We start from the raw sequence: 16,145 nt of genomic DNA on the forward strand, positions 1-16,145 counted from the left end.
ATCTCAGAAGGGGGAATAGGAAGGATTAAGATTATTACTTTCAATATCAATGCGTAAAATTAATTTCCTTGTAATTTAGTCGAGTTTAATAATCAAACTGACAGATTAAAAATAAGCAAAGTTATTTTAGGGGGATACTGCCCCGCAAGCTGCGGGACAGTTTGATTTGGTTAACTGATCGGCATACGATTCGGGTCTGGGTATTGATATTCAAACCCCAGCTCATTACAGATACGGCTACCGTCCACCAGCCGCCCCTCTTGTTCATCTTCTTGCGCAAACTGCGGAGGTTGCAGATGCAATTGCTCGGCTAGCGCCGGGTAGAAATCACGTTTGAGCGGATGGCCTGGCGCACAAAGATTATAGGTGTGCCCGCCCTTCGGCAGCTTTAGCAGCAGTTGAATGGCCGCGATCACGTCATCCTGATGCACCAGATTGACCCCGTGCGAACCGCCCTTGACGTCAACCTTACCCGCCAGAAAACGCCCTGGATGCCGATCCCCACCCACCAGCCCTGCCAAGCGCAAAACGTCCACCGACGTGTTGGGTAATTGATGCAGCCAAAGCTCCAACTCCTCCAGCACCCGGCCAGCCGACGTCACCGGCTTGAGCGGCGAATCTTCCCGGACGGTGCCAGTGGTTTCACCGTAAACCGACGTGGAGCTGGTAAAGATAATATGCGGCACACCAAACGCTATCGCGCTGTCTACCAGCATACGTACGGCATCAAAGTAGCTTGCGCTCCCCTCGACGGTGCGGCTGGCTGGCAGAGTGATCACCAACGCATCCGTGTACAACAGCTGTTCCAGATCGTGAGCTTCGCAAATCAGCTCCGGCGTCAGTTCCAGGCGATAACATTCGATACCGCTCATCCGCGCGGCTTCTACCCCATCCGGCGTAGTTTTACTGCCAACCACTTCATACCCGTGGCCCATTAACGATAAAGCCAGCGGCATCCCTAACCAACCCAGACCCACAATGGCGACTTTTTTCATCAGTATGCCCCTAAGAATCGACTAACAAGCCCAACTTCACCGTTGCAGAGGGCCACTGGCCTCACCGCAGGCGATAGTCGGATACTCCCCTAGGCTACGCCACCGCGCTGGTGGTTACAATCGGTTAACCTTAACGTTGGGTAAACCGCGTGCGGCTAATAACTCAGGCACTTTCAATAAATTAAATTCATAACCACAAAAAAGGGTTGCAAGTTATACAACGGATAGTTTAGCTTAATTAGCACCTCAGCACTGGCTGACCCAATTTTAAAGAGAAATGACATGACTCGCGTTCAGTTCAACCACCATCATCACCATCATCCTGACTAGTCTTTCAGGCGATGTGTGCTGGAAGACGATTCTCGAATCTTCCAGTGGCGCGTAGAACGAACTAAACGCAAGAAAGAGCCCTCGGAAGATATCTTCCGAGGGTTTTTTTTTGGCTCCGGACAGACAGAAAAATAATTTTAATAACAAATTCATAAAATTACAGATTAAACAGAGGTTACCATGTTGGACAAAACACGTTTACGTATCGCCATGCAGAAATCAGGCCGCCTGAGCGAAGAGTCTCAGGAATTGCTGGCCCGCTGCGGCATCAAGATCAACCTGCAGCAGCAACGCCTGATTGCCTTCGCCGAGAATATGCCGATCGATATCCTGCGCGTACGTGATGACGATATCCCTGGCCTGGTGATGGATGGCGTGGTGGATCTGGGCATCATCGGTGAGAACGTGCTGGAAGAGGAACTGCTCAACCGCCGTGCTCAGGGCGAAGACCCGCGTTACTTCACGCTGCGCCGCCTGGACTTTGGGGGTTGCCGCCTGTCGCTGGCCACCTCGTTGGATAGCGAATACTCCGGCCCGCAAAGCCTGCAAGACTCCCGCATTGCAACCTCTTACCCGCACCTGCTCAAGCAATACCTCGATAAACAAGGCGTTCGTTTTAAATCCTGCCTGCTGAACGGCTCGGTGGAAGTAGCTCCGCGCGCAGGCTTGGCAGACGCGATCTGTGACCTGGTGTCTACCGGTGCCACCCTGGAAGCCAACGGCCTGCGTGAAGTGGAAGTGATTTACCGCTCGAAAGCCTGCCTGATCCAGCGTGATGGCGAAATGCCGGAAGCCAAACAACAGCTGATCGACCGCCTGATGACCCGCATCCAAGGCGTGATCCAGGCGCGTGAATCCAAATACATCATGCTGCACGCGCCAAGCGAACGCCTGGATGAAATCGTCGCGTTGCTGCCGGGTGCCGAGCGCCCTACCATTCTGCCGCTGGCAGGCTCTCAGAACCGCGTAGCGATGCACATGGTCAGCAGTGAGACCCTGTTCTGGGAAACCATGGAAAAGCTCAAAGCCCTGGGTGCCAGCTCCATTCTGGTGCTGCCAATTGAGAAGATGATGGAGTAACGCCATGCCAAACTTCAATACCGTCGTCAATTGGGGCAACTGCAGCGCGGAACAGCGCGCGGAGTTGCTGATGCGCCCGGCCATTTCCGCTTCGGACAGCATCACCCGCACGGTGCGCGAGATCCTCGATAACGTGAAAGCCAATGGGGACAGCGCGCTACGTGAGTACAGCGCCAAGTTTGATAAAACCGAAGTCGCGGCATTACGCGTAACGGCAGAGCAGATTGACCAGGCCTGCGCCCGCCTGGGTGACGAGATCAAACAGGCAATGGCGGTAGCCGTCGCCAACGTGGAAACCTTCCACAATGCACAACAACTGCCAGCAGTGGACGTAGAAACCCTGCCCGGAGTGCGTTGTCAGCAGGTGACCCGCCCAATCGATTCGGTGGGTCTGTACATTCCTGGCGGCTCCGCACCGTTGTTCTCCACGGTATTGATGTTGGCGACCCCGGCACGCATTGCCGGTTGCCGCCGCGTAGTGCTGTGTTCACCACCGCCGATCGCCGATGAGATCCTGTATGCCGCCAAACTCTGTGGTGTGCAGGAAGTGTTCCAGGTCGGTGGCGCGCAGGCGATTGCCGCCATGGCGTTTGGCACGGATTCGGTGCCACGGGTGGCTAAAATCTTCGGGCCGGGCAACGCCTTCGTCACCGAAGCCAAACGTCAAATCAGCCAACGGCTGGACGGCGCAGCGATCGATATGCCAGCAGGTCCTTCCGAGGTATTGGTGATCGCCGACAGCGGCGCAACCCCGGCGTTTGTCGCTTCCGATCTGCTGTCTCAGGCCGAGCATGGCCCGGATTCACAGGTCATTCTGTTAACCCCAGACGCCACGATGGCCGAAGCGGTCGCCGTAGCGGTTGAGCAACAGCTGGCACAACTGCCACGTGCAGAAACCGCTCGCCAGGCTCTGGCCAGCAGCCGCCTGATTGTGGCGAAGGATTTGGCCGAGTGTGTCGCCATCAGCAACCAGTATGGCCCTGAGCACCTGATTATTCAGACCCGCAGCGCGCGCGATCTGGTAGACAGCATCACCAGCGCCGGTTCGGTGTTCCTAGGTGACTGGTCGCCGGAGTCCGCCGGAGATTATGCCTCCGGTACTAACCACGTGCTGCCAACCTATGGCTATACCGCCACCTGCTCTAGCCTGGGGCTGGCGGATTTCCAAAAGCGCATGACGGTACAGGAACTGACGCCACAAGGCTTTATGACCCTGGCCCCGACCATTGAGATCCTGGCTGCCGCCGAGCAACTGGTCGCCCACAAAAACGCCGTGACCCTACGCGTCGCCGCACTGAAGGAGCAAGCATGAGCATCGAAGAATTAGCACGCAAAAACGTGCGCGAGCTGACCCCGTATCAGTCGGCCCGCCGCCTTGGTGGCAAAGGTGACGTCTGGCTGAATGCCAACGAATACCCGGTTGCGCCTGAGTTCCAACTGACCGCCCAGACCTTTAACCGCTACCCGGAATGCCAACCCGCGCTGGTGATTGAGCGCTACGCCGCCTACGCCGGGGTAAATAAAGAACAGGTGTTGGTCAGCCGTGGCGCAGATGAAGGTATCGAACTGCTGATCCGTGCCTTCTGCGAGCCAGGCCAGGACGCTATCCTGTTCTGCCCACCGACTTACGGCATGTACGCCGTCAGCGCCGAGACGTTTGGCGTAGAGCGCCGCACGGTCGAAGCCAAAGAAGATTGGCAGCTCGATCTGCCTGCCATTGCCGCCAGCCTGGATAACGTCAAGCTGATCTACGCCTGCAGCCCGAATAACCCGACCGGCAACCTGCTCGATCCGAACGATCTGCGTAACCTGCTGGAACTGGCCAAAGGCAAAGCTATCGTCGCCATCGATGAAGCTTATATCGAGTTCTGCCCGCAGGCCTCGGTTGCTAGCTGGCTGAGCGATTACCCGCACCTGGTAGTATTACGCACGCTGTCCAAAGCCTTCGCCCTGGCTGGCCTGCGCTGTGGCTTCACCCTGGCCAATGAGGACGTGATCGCCCTGCTGCTGAAAGTGATTGCCCCGTATCCGCTCTCAACCCCGGTGGCCGATATCGCCGCCCAGGCGCTGAGCACCGAGGGGATCCGCGTTATGCGCCAGCGAGTCACCGAGATTGCCGCCAACCGCAGCTGGCTACAGCAGGCGTTACAAGACTGCGCCTGTGTAGAACAAGTCTTCACCAGTGACAGCAATTACCTGCTGGTTCGCTTTACCGCCTCAAGTCATGTCTTTAAAACCTTATGGGATCAGGGCATTATCTTGCGAGACCAAAATAAACAGCCTGGCCTGTCCGGTTGCCTGCGGATCACCATCGGCACCCGTAACGAATGCCAACGCGTCGTTGACGCACTCAATACTCTGCCCGGCGCATAGGAGCCAACGTGAGCCAAAAATATCTCTTTATTGATCGTGACGGCACGCTGATTGCTGAACCCCCGGAAGATTTCCAGGTCGACCGCCTGGATAAACTGGCGCTGGAGCCGGAAGTGATCCCTGCCCTGCTGGCCTTGCAGCAAGCCGGTTTCACCCTGGTGATGATCACCAATCAGGACGGCCTCGGCACCGCCAGCTTCCCGCAGGAAACCTTCGATCCACCGCACAACCTGATGATGCAGATCCTCAGCTCACAGGGCGTCAAATTCGACGATATCCTGATCTGCCCGCACAAGCCGGAAGATCATTGCGAATGCCGTAAACCGAAGGTCGCCATGGTCAAAGGCTATCTGGAGCCGGGCGTGATCGACGTGGCCAACAGCTATGTGATTGGCGATCGTCAAACCGATATCCAACTGGCGGCCAATATGGGTATTCAGGGGCTGCTGTATCAGCGCCAGGCGCTGGGCTGGCAGGCCATCACCCAACAGCTGACCAAACGCGATCGCTATGCGCACGTTAACCGCGTGACCAAAGAGACGCAGATTGACGTTAAGGTCTGGCTGGATCGCGAAGGCGGCAGCAAGATCAAAACCGGCGTCGGCTTTTTCGACCACATGCTGGATCAGATTGCCACCCACGGCGGCTTCCGGATGGATATTCAGGTGAACGGCGATTTGTACATCGACGATCACCACACGGTAGAAGACACCGGATTGGCGCTGGGCGAAGCTTTGAGTAAAGCCCTGGGTGACAAACGCGGCATCGCACGCTTCGGCTTCGTGTTGCCGATGGATGAATGCCTGGCCCGTTGCGCACTGGATATCTCCGGCCGCCCGCACCTGGAATATAAAGCCGAGTTCAACTACCAGCGCGTAGGCGATCTCAGCACCGAGATGATCGAGCACTTCTTCCGCTCGCTGTCTTACACCATGGGCTGCACCCTGCACCTGCGCACCAAAGGCAAAAACGACCATCACCGCGTCGAAAGCCTGTTCAAGGTGTTTGGCCGCACGCTGCGCCAGGCGATCCGCGTTGAAGGCAATACGCTGCCTAGCTCGAAAGGAGTGCTGTGATGAACGTGGTGATCCTGGACACCGGCTGCGCCAACCTCGCCTCGGTCAACTATGCGGTGCAACGCCTGGGCTATCAGCCACAGGTGAGCCGCGATCCGGAGATCGTGCTGCGCGCCGACAAACTGTTCCTGCCTGGTGTGGGTACTGCACAGGCGGCGATGGACCAGTTGGAACAGCGCGACCTGATCGATCTGATCAAGGCATGTACCCAGCCAGTGCTGGGGATCTGCCTGGGCATGCAGTTGCTGGCAGCCAGCAGTGAAGAAAATGGGGGTATCAAAACGCTAGGGATTATCGATACTCCGGTAACACAGATGACCGATTTTGGCCTGCCTTTGCCCCACATGGGCTGGAACCAGGTTACGGCGCAGGCCGGCGATCATCTGTTCCGCGGCATCGAGGATGGTGCTTACTTTTACTTCGTTCACAGTTATGCGATGCCGATATGCTCAAGCACCATCGCTCAGGCGAACTACGGCGAGCCCTTCACCGCCGCCGTACAAAAAGACAACTTCTTTGGCGTGCAGTTTCATCCAGAGCGATCTGGCAACGCCGGGGCGCAACTGTTGAAGAACTTTCTGGAGATGTAGGCAGCATGATTATTCCCGCTTTGGATTTGATCGACGGTAACGTAGTGCGCCTGCATCAGGGCGATTACGGCCAACAACGCGACTACGGCAACGATCCGCTGCTGCGTCTGCAAGACTATCAGCAGCAAGGAGCGCAAGTTTTACACCTGGTTGATTTGACCGGGGCCAAAGACCCGGCTGCTCGCCAGATCCCGCTGTTGCGTAAACTGCTGGCCGGAGTAAGCGTGCCAGTACAGGTTGGCGGCGGTATCCGTAACGAACAAGACGTTGCGGCACTGCTGGAAGCCGGAGCCACGCGTGTGGTCATCGGCTCCACCGCAGTCAAGCAGCCAGAGATGGTACAGGGTTGGTTTGAACGCTACGGTGCCGATGCCATGGTGCTGGCGCTGGACGTACGCATCGACGCCGCAGGCCGTAAGAACGTGGCTATCAGCGGCTGGCAGGAAGACTCGGAGGCCACGCTGGAACAGGTGGTTGAGCAATATCTGCCGTTTGGCCTGAAGCACGTGCTGTGCACCGATATCTCACGCGACGGTACGCTGAAAGGTTCTAACGTGGGGCTGTATCAGGAAGTGTGCCAACGTTATCCGCAGATCGCCTTCCAGGCTTCTGGCGGCATCGGCAACCTGGACGATATCGCCCAGCTGCGTGGCAGTGGTGTGGAAGGTGTGATCGTCGGGCGCGCCCTGTTGGATGGTAAATTCAGCGTTGAGGAGGCTATCGCATGCTGGCAAAACGGATAATCCCTTGTCTGGACGTCAAGGACGGGCAAGTGGTCAAGGGCGTGCAGTTCCGTAACCACGAAATCATTGGTGACATCGTGCCGCTGGCCCAGCGTTACGCGCAGGAAGGCGCCGACGAACTGGTCTTTTACGATATCACCGCCTCCAGCGATGGCCGCGTGGTAGATAAAAGCTGGGTATCACGGGTTGCGGAAGTGATCGATATTCCGTTCTGCGTGGCCGGGGGCATCAAGAGTGCTGAAGACGCTAGCCAGATCCTCTCCTTTGGGGCGGACAAGATCTCCATCAACTCCCCTGCACTGGCCGACCCAACGCTGATCAGCCGCCTGGCAGATCGCTTTGGCGTGCAGTGCATCGTGGTCGGGATCGACACCTGGTATGAAGCCGCAACCGGCAAATACCACGTCAACCAATATACCGGCGATGAAAGCCGCACCCGAGTCACCGAGTGGGAAACCCTCGCTTGGGTGCAGGAAGTGCAAAAGCGTGGCGCTGGGGAGATTGTGCTCAACATGATGAACCAGGACGGCGTACGCAACGGTTACGATCTGGAACAGCTGAAGCGGGTACGTGAAGTGTGCAAGGTGCCGCTGATCGCCTCCGGCGGTGCCGGTACCATGGAACACTTCCTGGAAGCCTTCCGCGATGCCGACGTTGACGGCGCGCTGGCGGCTTCGGTATTCCATAAGCAAATCATCAATATCGGCGAACTGAAACGGTTCCTGGCAGAGAAAGGCGTGGAGATACGCGTGTGTTAACAGAACAACAGAAAGCTAAGCTGGATTGGGCAAAAACCGACAACCTGATGCCGGCGATCGTACAACATGCCGTTTCCGGCGAAGTATTAATGCTGGGCTATATGGATCAGGCAGCTCTGGACGTGACCGAGCAAACCGGCAAGGTGACGTTCTTCTCACGCACCAAGCAGCGCCTGTGGACCAAAGGCGAAAGCTCAGGCAACTTCCTTAACGTGGTCAGCATTACGCCAGACTGCGATAACGATACCCTGCTGATCCTGGCCAACCCGATCGGCCCAACCTGCCATTTGGGCAACGACAGTTGCTTCCATCCGGCAAGCAGCGACTGGGGCTTCCTGTACCAGCTTGAACAATTGTTGGCTTCGCGTAAAACCGCCAGCCCGGATAGCTCGTACACTGCCAAACTGTATGCCAGCGGCACTAAGCGTATTGCACAGAAGGTTGGCGAGGAAGGCGTAGAAACCGCCCTGGCCGCCACGGTGAACGATCGCGAAGAGCTGACCAACGAAGCTTCCGACCTGATTTACCACCTGCTGGTGCTGTTGCAGGATCAGGAGCTGGATTTGAGCAAGGTGATTGGCCGCCTGCGCGAACGGCACGAGAAGAAATAGCGGCTCCCGAAGCAATTAAAGTCTAAACCGGGTGCCAACTAGCCCCCTCACCCCAGCCCTCTCCCCAAAAAGGAGAGGGAGCCAGTCCGGAGCTATTTTCAGGTACAGAAGTTGCTCTGTAGCAAGGGCGATGTTGAGGGAGATACCGTAGCCAATTGTAGCACGTACGTTCCCCTCGCCCTTTGGGAGAGGGTTAGGGTGAGGGGGTCTATTTACTGATCCTCAAAACAAAAAAGCCGCCGGGCGTAAACCTCGGCGGCTTTTTTTATCGTTCAACGTGCGGGATTATTCCATCCATTCGGTATGGAATACGCCTTCTTTGTCGGTACGCTTATAAGTGTGAGCACCGAAGTAGTCACGCTGCGCCTGGATCAGGTTGGCAGGCAGTACCGCAGAGCGGTAGCTGTCGTAGTACGCGATCGCCGCAGAGAAGGTTGGCGTTGGGATGCCGTTCTGCACCGCATAGGAAACCACGTCACGCAGCGCCTGCTGATACTCATCGGCGATTTGCTTGAAGTAAGGTGCCAGCAGCAGGTTGGCGATATCTGCATTCTCAGCGTAGGCATCGGTGATCTTCTGCAGGAACTGAGCGCGGATGATACAACCGGCACGGAAGATCTTGGCAATTTCGCCGTAGTTCAGATCCCAGTTGTTTTCTTTGGAAGCCGCTTTCAGCTGAGAGAAGCCCTGTGCATAAGAAACGATTTTACCCAGGTACAGAGCGCGACGAACTTTCTCGACAAACTCGGCTTTCTCGCCGCTGAAGGCTGCAACTTTCGGGCCGGTCAGGACTTTAGAAGCCGCTACGCGCTGGTCTTTCAGAGAAGACAGGTAACGTGCGAACACCGACTCGGTGATCAATGACAGTGGCTCGCCCAGATCCAGAGAACTCTGGCTAGTCCATTTGCCGGTGCCTTTGTTGGCCGCCTCATCCAGGATCACATCAACCAGGTATTTACCCTCTTCGTCTTTCTTGGTGAAGATGTCTTTGGTGATGTCGATCAGGTAGCTGTTCAGTTCGCCCTTGTTCCACTCGGCGAAGGTTTCAGCCAACTGCTCGTTGTTCAGATTCAGCGCCTGCTTCAGCAAGGAGTAGGCTTCTGCGATCAGCTGCATATCGCCATATTCAATACCGTTGTGCACCATCTTCACGTAGTGGCCAGCACCGTCGGCACCGATATAGGCTACGCATGGCTCACCTTCGGCCACAGCGGCGATTTTCTTCAGGATTGGTGCCACCAGCTCGTAAGCTTCTTTCTGGCCACCAGGCATGATTGAAGGCCCTTTCAGCGCCCCTTCTTCGCCACCGGAAACGCCGGTGCCAATAAAGTTGAAGCCCTGAGCAGACAGCTCGCGGTTACGACGGATAGTGTCCTGATAGTAGGTGTTACCACCGTCGATCAGGATATCGCCTTTATCCAGGTGCGGAGTCAGCGAGGCAATGGTCTTGTCCGTAGCTTCGCCCGCTTTTACCATCAGCAAAATGCGGCGCGGTGTTTCCAGCGATGCAACAAACTCTTCGACGGTGTAGTGCGGCACCAGGTTTTTGCCCGGGTTCTCTGCGATAACTTCGTCAGTCTTGTCGCCTGAACGGTTAAAGATAGAAACGGTATAGCCACGGCTTTCGATGTTCAAAGCCAGATTGCGGCCCATCACCGCCATGCCGACAACGCCGATTTGCTGTTTGGACATTAGGAACTCCTGTCTGAGGATGACACCTGTATCACGGCTCTTGGCCAACAGGTTTTTGATGTGGCCAACATGTTAACTCAGGATTGTGTTCGCTGGGTAGTGATTGGTGCGATAGGTCACATAATGGGTGTCAGCAGGTTGAATTTTGAGCCAATTCATTTCACAAAATGGAAAAAGTGGCACTGGATTGTCTAGGGTGAACCAGTACCACTTTTAGCAAAATCAGCTAAGGTTAAACCCCAGCCTCTTTAGCCTGCAGCTCTTTAAACGCCTTCACTTTCTCAGCCAACAGTTGCTCGCTGCTACGGATCATGTCAGTGTATTGAGTATTGACAAATCCCCATAAAGTTGAATGTTGATCCTCGGCATAACCCACCATAAACGGCAATGTCGTCACAACTGTCAGACCAGGAGCAGATTCAAGATAGCGATCGATGGTGTTATTCGCCGAGTCGATATTCTTCTCATCCCACTGACTGATAAGTTCTATACCTTGACGCGAATAAATATTCATTACCATGCTGGTCATGCGGTTAATATAAACATATTCGATGCCGTCAATCTCTTTTACTGCAAGGATACGGGTATCTTCATGCAAATGCGCAATAATACCCGCAAAGACATGCCAGCCCCATTCAGTTGAACGCAGATGCTTGACGACTTTATCAAGTTTGATGTCAAAATCAGCCGGGAACAGTACATCATCTTCACATATCATCGCCATTTCAGTTTTACGATCGGCCAGTGTTGACAACATGTATTTATAGCTCATTCCACATCCAATCCAACCGATCCGATGACGAACGCCTTCTACAATCCGAAAACCATATGTTGGTTTGCTCAAGAATGCTTGTTTACGAACCGGCGTTTCTGTCAGTGATAAACATAGTTTAGGAATATCCGTTTCATTATGAGCAATAAAATCAGCACTCTCTTTATATTGCTGGAAATCAATCAGATCGTTTGCCAACATATAACGCTTGAAGTAGACATCAAACTGCTTGTCCGAACGCGTGAAATCGGCAATATCCTGGCGACGGCGAGCATAGAAGTTATTGTCAGCCAACAGTTGAGCAATCTTGTCAGCCATGGCATTGACATCACCAACCGGTGCAAAATCGATCACATTAGCCAACATATCATGTTGTTGAATATCAGAACTGGTCTCACTGACAATTGGCGTTCCCAATGACAATGTTTCATACAACCGGGTAGTTTCTAGCAAAGCATCTTCATAATAATGAATATTGATAATCAACTTAGCACGCTGAACCAACCGGGTCAGATCCTGACCAAAGACTTCTGAAGCAATATGTACATTAAAACGTTTACTCAACTGACGCAGATAACTCTGGCGACGCTCACAATTTGGGTCACCATAGAACAAAACATCAATGTCTTTTTCATCTTGTGCCGGTTGTAAATTATAACCTGTATGAGATAAATGATCTGCATAGTTGTCATAAGATGAAATAGGCATATAAAACAGTTTTTGATACGGTATGCCTTGCTGCAAAAGGTACTCAATATTGGTCAACGAATAATCAAATACGGCAATTGCATTATTCAAAATAGCGAAATATTCTGCCGTGAACCAACGAGGATTAATCGATTGTTCCATTTGGAAAGCCACATAGTTTTTCGGCAGTTCTGGGAACATTTGAGGGCAAATGACGATGTGCATCTGTCCGCTATCCGCAACAGCAGAATAAGCATGTACAATAGTCACACCCAGTCCGAGGTCAACGAGTGATTTTTCTACACGATGCGCGACATACAAAGTATGTCGAGAGGCAAGGATCACAACGTGCTGTGTATCAATATGCGTAAGTGGCATTGGTGTATCTGCAGTATTTTTTGCCACGCGCCGCAAACTGGCAGTCAACTCTGAGATATTGCCTGTGGCCAAAAGGCGCAAAGCCGTTTTGACCTTTCTACCCAAGGCATTGTATGGATGCGGATGATTGCGGAATGCGTACCATATTTTTGATACCAGTGAACGACTGTTATCTGAACGATGAGTGAAATAATGACGAGTCAGATCACGCATAACACCGAACTCACCACGGACTGCCCGCCCCAGCATACGCACTGGCATCGTCAATTTCCAAGAAAGGCTTTTGCGCATCATTAACATATCAGCATGCTGCTGATGCAAAGCCTCTTCTTTTTGGCGTATCACCCTGTTTAATTCGTCAACGAGCAACTCACGCTCTGTATCTTGACTATGCTGTGTATGCGCTTGAACCTGTTGTAAGGTAAGATCTTTATGTAATAAAGATTCTTGCAGAGTGATATTCTGCTCTATTTGCAATTGCAATTGACGCTTCTGTTGTTGCAACTGTTCCTCTAGAGAAACAATCAGTTTCTGTTTATCATTTATACTCTGATCTTGCTCATCCATAACACGAAATATTTCCGCGCGTATATTATTCTCCCGTTTGATACGCTCAGATACCAATTCGCCAACGGTCATAGCCATGCTGTTCATCCCTACCAAAGCATCAGTTTCAGATAAATAATAATTTAAATGATAATTCACAATGTCAATTTCCGCCGGCTTCAGCAAACGAAAATATAAATACTCTGAATCAAAAATCAAATCAAATGGAACAAGATAAGAAAGTAGGTAGAATGCCATACGATTGGCACGCTCAGACTCACTTTTAGCATCAGCAATGAAAGAGTATGAACTATCTCCTAACACCTGAACCGGCTTTTGCAGCAGCAATCCCTCAAGACCTACGCTCGAGTTTATCGTCAAAACTTGCTTACAGCGAAACAGAAATTCAAGGCTATTCGGAGAATCATCTACGTTTACATTTCCATCCTTCAGTTGAAAACGGCTCCCTGGGTGAGGACGAATAAGCAAATGCTCATCAGAACACAGCGTTTTTGCGTAAGAAATCATCGATAAATTATTAAAGCCATAACTATAGGCGATAATATTAGAATCATCTTCAACCTGCATCGCCAGACCGAGATCGAACTCCGCTTCTTTATCTTCTGGCAAGCGTACTTGAGCGAAAAATCGATGCAACTCCGGCATTGTCAACTGAACCTGGTAATCGTCAGCAACTTTCAAATAGCGTGAATAGGCCTCCGTATTGCCATTAACACCAGAAAAGTCGACATAGCCAGTTCCCAGGTACATTGGTGTTCGTAGTGGCCCCACCTCAATATGAATGACCGGAATTGAGAGTTTACGAGCCACATTCTCCAACGAAGGGCAATTACAGATACTGAGGATAGCATCAATCTGTGAGTTCTGTGGCGACGATAACACCGCCTCAAGCTCAGCTTCCAACTCTGGTATACCCTGAGTCAGAAACGTATTAAAAGCACTCATAGGGTTATGTCGGTTGGAGTCTAATAACCGGGGGAAAAATTCACCGTCAAGCATCTTGAAGTCGTGTTTATCGAACAACTCTTGGCTCGGCGCTACATACCCTAGATTAGCCATGGTAGGCCCATCCAACTCCCAACGGCCTTGCTCAAGCCATTGATTTGGAGGAAGAAGGTAATCTGTTCCGGTAATAAACAGACTCTTATCTTTTAAAGAGCCTAGCAGCCGATAGAAAACCCATAAATAGGGGGCCCTAACTCCTCGAAAAGGGTATGGAGGTAAAAATACGGCAAGCATACAGCTATTCGTCCTCTAATTGGATCTGAATAGGGGCATGAATAACCCCACCTAATTCTCGCGGCGACCAAAACTTTAATCGCATCATAGGCCGACGTTGATCAAGTTCTTCACGCGCACCTTTACCCACATGAGCTAAACCACAGTGGACAAGATAATCACCCGAGTTAATTGGCAATTTAACCTTATAAACCACATGTTGCTCACCCGGAGTCAACGTAATAGGCACTCCTGCACCAATGTTGCTATCGCCCCAAATATCGCCACCCTGTGCTTTTGAAATAGAAACACCTAGAGCAATATCCTCAATACGTTCGGAAGACCATAAAGTATAGTCAAAGGTTAATTCTTCCCCTGCTCGTACCAACGGTTTGTCCGATAATGGAGTACCATCAGATTTATATATTATGAGGTTTTCAATTATCGCTCTGGCGCTACCAAAACGCTTTTCGCCAATTTCTGTATTCGTTTGATCTATCTGAATTTCTTTGAGGGTTTCAGCATCCCTGATGCCTGTGTTACTGGCTAATGGGCGTTTTTCTTTGGGTTGTACCTGTGTCAGTAGCATCCCTTTTTCATAGGCGAGCACGGCAGCCAATACATCATGAGTATCCCCAACCAGTTGGCCATCACTCATTACTAGACAACGGTCTGCATACTCAAGAATACTACCTGTGGAGTGGGTTACCATAATGATGGTCACACCTTTGGCTCTCAGTGCTTCCATACGTTTATAACATTTGTACTGGAAACCGATATCACCAACAGCCAATGCCTCATCAACAATCAGTATTTCCGGCTCAACACATGCCTGAACGGCAAACGCCAGGCGGACGTACATGCCGCTTGAATAGGTTTTAACCGGTTGGTCAATAAATTCACCAATATCAGCAAAGTCAATAATCTCTTGGAAACGAGAGTCAACCTGCTCCCGCGTGAATCCAAGAACAGCGCCGTTAAGGTAAACATTATCCCGACCGGTAAACTCGGGATTAAAACCCGCCCCAAGCTCTAGCAAAGCGGCAATTCTGCCGTGAACCTGAATATCCCCCTCTGTGGGGGTCAAAGTTCCGCAGATCATCTGCAAGAGAGTGGATTTACCCGCTCCATTACGGCCAATAATACCAACGGTCTCGCCTTTTTTAATACTAAAAGAAACATTTCTTAGCGCCCAAAACTCACGGAAATAGCGCCTTGATTCGCGACGGATCGCACGTTGCAGTTTGGGGGCAAAGAACTGTTTCAGACGATCGCGTGGACGATCATAAATCTGATAACATTTGCTCAATCCTGTGACTTCGATCGCGATCTCATTAGAGGACATCAGCAAACCCCTTTCTGGTTTTCTGGAAGAAGACAAAACCCAGCCAGGCTACAACCGCTGCGGCCAAGGTATAAACCCCCAACCCTAACCAATCGGGGATACGCCCCCAGATCAACACATTACGAGATTGCTCAATAATAAAAGTGAGAGGATTCAACATGATCCAAATCCTGTATTTCTCTGGTAAAGCTGTAATTGGGAAAAAAACGGGTGACAAGAACATCATTACAGTGGTGATAATGACCGTTGTCTGGCCAACATCCCGGATAAACACCCCTAGTGATGCCAGGATCCACGCTAATCCAAGGCAAAAAATGACCAGCGGCAAGAAAACCAACGGTAAGAAAATGATGGTCCAATGCAAAAATCCATTAAACAAGAAGAAGGCACATAGAAGTACGACTAGACTGATCAGCGTGTGGAACATTGCGGCACAAAGGCCAATAACCGGCAACGTCTCCAAAGGAAAGACCACTTTTTTCACGTAGTTGGTGTTGCCCAGGATTATTTGTGGCGCCCGGTTGATGACCTCGGCAAAAAAGCCGTGGACGATCATGCCAACGAACAAAATGACAGCAAACTGGGTGCGGCTTTCGTCACCGCCAACAGACCAACGCGCTTTAAAAACAACTGAAAAAACAAAGGTATAAACTATCAACATAAACAGCGGGTTCAGGAACGACCATGCCAGCCCCATCGTGGAGCCCTTGTAGCGGCCAACAACTTCGCGCTTTGTCATCTGCAAGATAAGAGATTTGAACCCCCAGACATTGCGGATCAAAGCCAATGGTGAAAGAGGTAGCGTTTTATGCGGATTACTCATCAGTCGCCCCCATTAAATGCGCTGCTCGTTTCCCCTCAAAACCACACTCAGTCAAAAAAAACATTAGCAATACCTTAGAGTTAATTAGGACCACAAAATCACTACTA

At 51.9% G+C, this 16,145-nt stretch carries 14 protein-coding genes and 1 other annotated feature; of the genes, 9 read left to right on the top strand and 5 right to left on the bottom strand.

Going from position 1 to position 16,145, the window contains the following annotated elements; all coding sequences use genetic code 11:
- Positions 1-170: 170 nt before the first annotated feature.
- Positions 171-995 (bottom strand): SDR family oxidoreductase, encoded by an 825-nt coding sequence (locus ACX9GU_RS17615; RefSeq protein WP_071680793.1) that lies wholly within the window; start codon positions 993-995, stop codon positions 171-173.
- Between the two features lie 282 nt (positions 996-1,277).
- Here ACX9GU_RS17615 and hisL point away from each other — a divergent pair, with 282 nt between their 5' ends.
- The 9 genes from hisL (at position 1,278) to hisIE (ending at position 8,556) form a co-directional block, all read left to right on the top strand.
- Entirely contained in the window at positions 1,278-1,325 is a 48-nt protein-coding gene (hisL, locus tag ACX9GU_RS17620) for a his operon leader peptide (protein ID WP_100396937.1), read from the top strand.
- Positions 1,301-1,436, top strand: a sequence feature (His leader region). (Overlaps the previous gene by 25 nt.)
- A gap of 69 nt (positions 1,437-1,505) precedes the next feature.
- Positions 1,506-2,405, top strand: a complete 900-nt coding sequence (hisG, locus tag ACX9GU_RS17625; protein WP_021179966.1) for an ATP phosphoribosyltransferase — start codon at positions 1,506-1,508, stop codon at positions 2,403-2,405.
- Positions 2,406-2,409: 4 nt separating this feature from the next.
- Positions 2,410-3,717 carry a histidinol dehydrogenase gene (hisD, locus tag ACX9GU_RS17630; RefSeq protein ID WP_473192375.1) on the top strand — a complete coding sequence of 436 codons (1,308 nt, stop codon included), beginning with the start codon at positions 2,410-2,412 and terminating at the stop codon, positions 3,715-3,717.
- Complete coding sequence (hisC, locus tag ACX9GU_RS17635; protein WP_166734614.1) at positions 3,714-4,778, top strand: histidinol-phosphate transaminase; 1,065 nt, start codon at positions 3,714-3,716, stop codon at positions 4,776-4,778. Before hisD ends, hisC begins: the two co-directional genes overlap by 4 nt.
- Positions 4,779-4,786: 8 nt before the next feature.
- Positions 4,787-5,854 carry a bifunctional histidinol-phosphatase/imidazoleglycerol-phosphate dehydratase HisB gene (gene hisB / locus ACX9GU_RS17640; protein WP_021179969.1) on the top strand — a complete coding sequence of 356 codons (1,068 nt, stop codon included), beginning with the start codon at positions 4,787-4,789 and terminating at the stop codon, positions 5,852-5,854.
- The gene (gene hisH / locus ACX9GU_RS17645; protein ID WP_021179970.1) at positions 5,854-6,444 is read left to right on the top strand and encodes an imidazole glycerol phosphate synthase subunit HisH; all 591 of its coding nucleotides are present in this window, start codon (positions 5,854-5,856) and stop codon (positions 6,442-6,444) included. Before hisB ends, hisH begins: the two co-directional genes overlap by 1 nt.
- A 5-nt stretch (positions 6,445-6,449) precedes the next feature.
- Entirely contained in the window at positions 6,450-7,187 is a 738-nt protein-coding gene (gene hisA, locus ACX9GU_RS17650) for a 1-(5-phosphoribosyl)-5-[(5-phosphoribosylamino)methylideneamino]imidazole-4-carboxamide isomerase (RefSeq protein WP_021179971.1), read from the top strand.
- A complete protein-coding gene (gene hisF / locus ACX9GU_RS17655) occupies positions 7,169-7,945 on the top strand; it encodes an imidazole glycerol phosphate synthase subunit HisF (RefSeq protein WP_473192376.1) in 777 nt (258 codons plus the stop codon). Before hisA ends, hisF begins: the two co-directional genes overlap by 19 nt.
- Positions 7,939-8,556: a bifunctional phosphoribosyl-AMP cyclohydrolase/phosphoribosyl-ATP diphosphatase HisIE gene (gene hisIE, locus ACX9GU_RS17660; protein WP_021805010.1), complete on the top strand. Its 618-nt coding sequence runs from the start codon at positions 7,939-7,941 to the stop codon at positions 8,554-8,556. The genes hisF and hisIE overlap by 7 nt, the downstream gene beginning before the upstream one ends.
- Positions 8,557-8,841: 285 nt before the next feature.
- Here the strand turns inward: hisIE and gndA are convergent, their stop codons facing one another.
- From gndA to ACX9GU_RS17680, 4 genes are all read right to left on the bottom strand, one after another.
- The gene (gene gndA / locus ACX9GU_RS17665; protein ID WP_065685396.1) at positions 8,842-10,248 is read right to left on the bottom strand and encodes an NADP-dependent phosphogluconate dehydrogenase; all 1,407 of its coding nucleotides are present in this window, start codon (positions 10,246-10,248) and stop codon (positions 8,842-8,844) included.
- A gap of 232 nt (positions 10,249-10,480) precedes the next feature.
- Entirely contained in the window at positions 10,481-13,891 is a 3,411-nt protein-coding gene (locus ACX9GU_RS17670) for a GT99 family glycosyltransferase N-terminal domain-containing protein (RefSeq protein WP_473192377.1), read from the bottom strand.
- A 4-nt stretch (positions 13,892-13,895) separates the two neighbouring features.
- On the bottom strand, positions 13,896-15,215 hold the full coding sequence (locus ACX9GU_RS17675; RefSeq protein WP_473192378.1) for an ABC transporter ATP-binding protein: 1,320 nt from the start codon (positions 15,213-15,215) through the stop codon (positions 13,896-13,898).
- The gene (locus tag ACX9GU_RS17680; RefSeq protein WP_059200336.1) at positions 15,205-16,038 is read right to left on the bottom strand and encodes an ABC transporter permease; all 834 of its coding nucleotides are present in this window, start codon (positions 16,036-16,038) and stop codon (positions 15,205-15,207) included. Before ACX9GU_RS17680 ends, ACX9GU_RS17675 begins: the two co-directional genes overlap by 11 nt.
- Positions 16,039-16,145 lie beyond the last annotated feature (107 nt).

Source organism: Serratia sp. K1WW1 (assembly GCF_055790865.1).

What these genes read in the sequence shown, in the direction of transcription:
- hisD (WP_473192375.1), top strand. Translation starts at nt 2,410, where the DNA reads ATGCCAAACTTCAATACCGTCGTCAATTGGGGCAACTGCAGCGCGGAA.
- ACX9GU_RS17615 (WP_071680793.1), bottom strand. Translation starts at nt 995, where the DNA reads ATGAAAAAAGTCGCCATTGTGGGTCTGGGTTGGTTAGGGATGCCGCTG.
- hisC (WP_166734614.1), top strand. Translation starts at nt 3,714, where the DNA reads ATGAGCATCGAAGAATTAGCACGCAAAAACGTGCGCGAGCTGACCCCG.
- ACX9GU_RS17670 (WP_473192377.1), bottom strand. Translation starts at nt 13,891, where the DNA reads ATGCTTGCCGTATTTTTACCTCCATACCCTTTTCGAGGAGTTAGGGCC.
- hisH (WP_021179970.1), top strand. Translation starts at nt 5,854, where the DNA reads ATGAACGTGGTGATCCTGGACACCGGCTGCGCCAACCTCGCCTCGGTC.
- ACX9GU_RS17675 (WP_473192378.1), bottom strand. Translation starts at nt 15,215, where the DNA reads ATGTCCTCTAATGAGATCGCGATCGAAGTCACAGGATTGAGCAAATGT.
- hisG (WP_021179966.1), top strand. Translation starts at nt 1,506, where the DNA reads ATGTTGGACAAAACACGTTTACGTATCGCCATGCAGAAATCAGGCCGC.
- gndA (WP_065685396.1), bottom strand. Translation starts at nt 10,248, where the DNA reads ATGTCCAAACAGCAAATCGGCGTTGTCGGCATGGCGGTGATGGGCCGC.
- ACX9GU_RS17680 (WP_059200336.1), bottom strand. Translation starts at nt 16,038, where the DNA reads ATGAGTAATCCGCATAAAACGCTACCTCTTTCACCATTGGCTTTGATC.
- hisF (WP_473192376.1), top strand. Translation starts at nt 7,169, where the DNA reads ATGCTGGCAAAACGGATAATCCCTTGTCTGGACGTCAAGGACGGGCAA.
- hisA (WP_021179971.1), top strand. Translation starts at nt 6,450, where the DNA reads ATGATTATTCCCGCTTTGGATTTGATCGACGGTAACGTAGTGCGCCTG.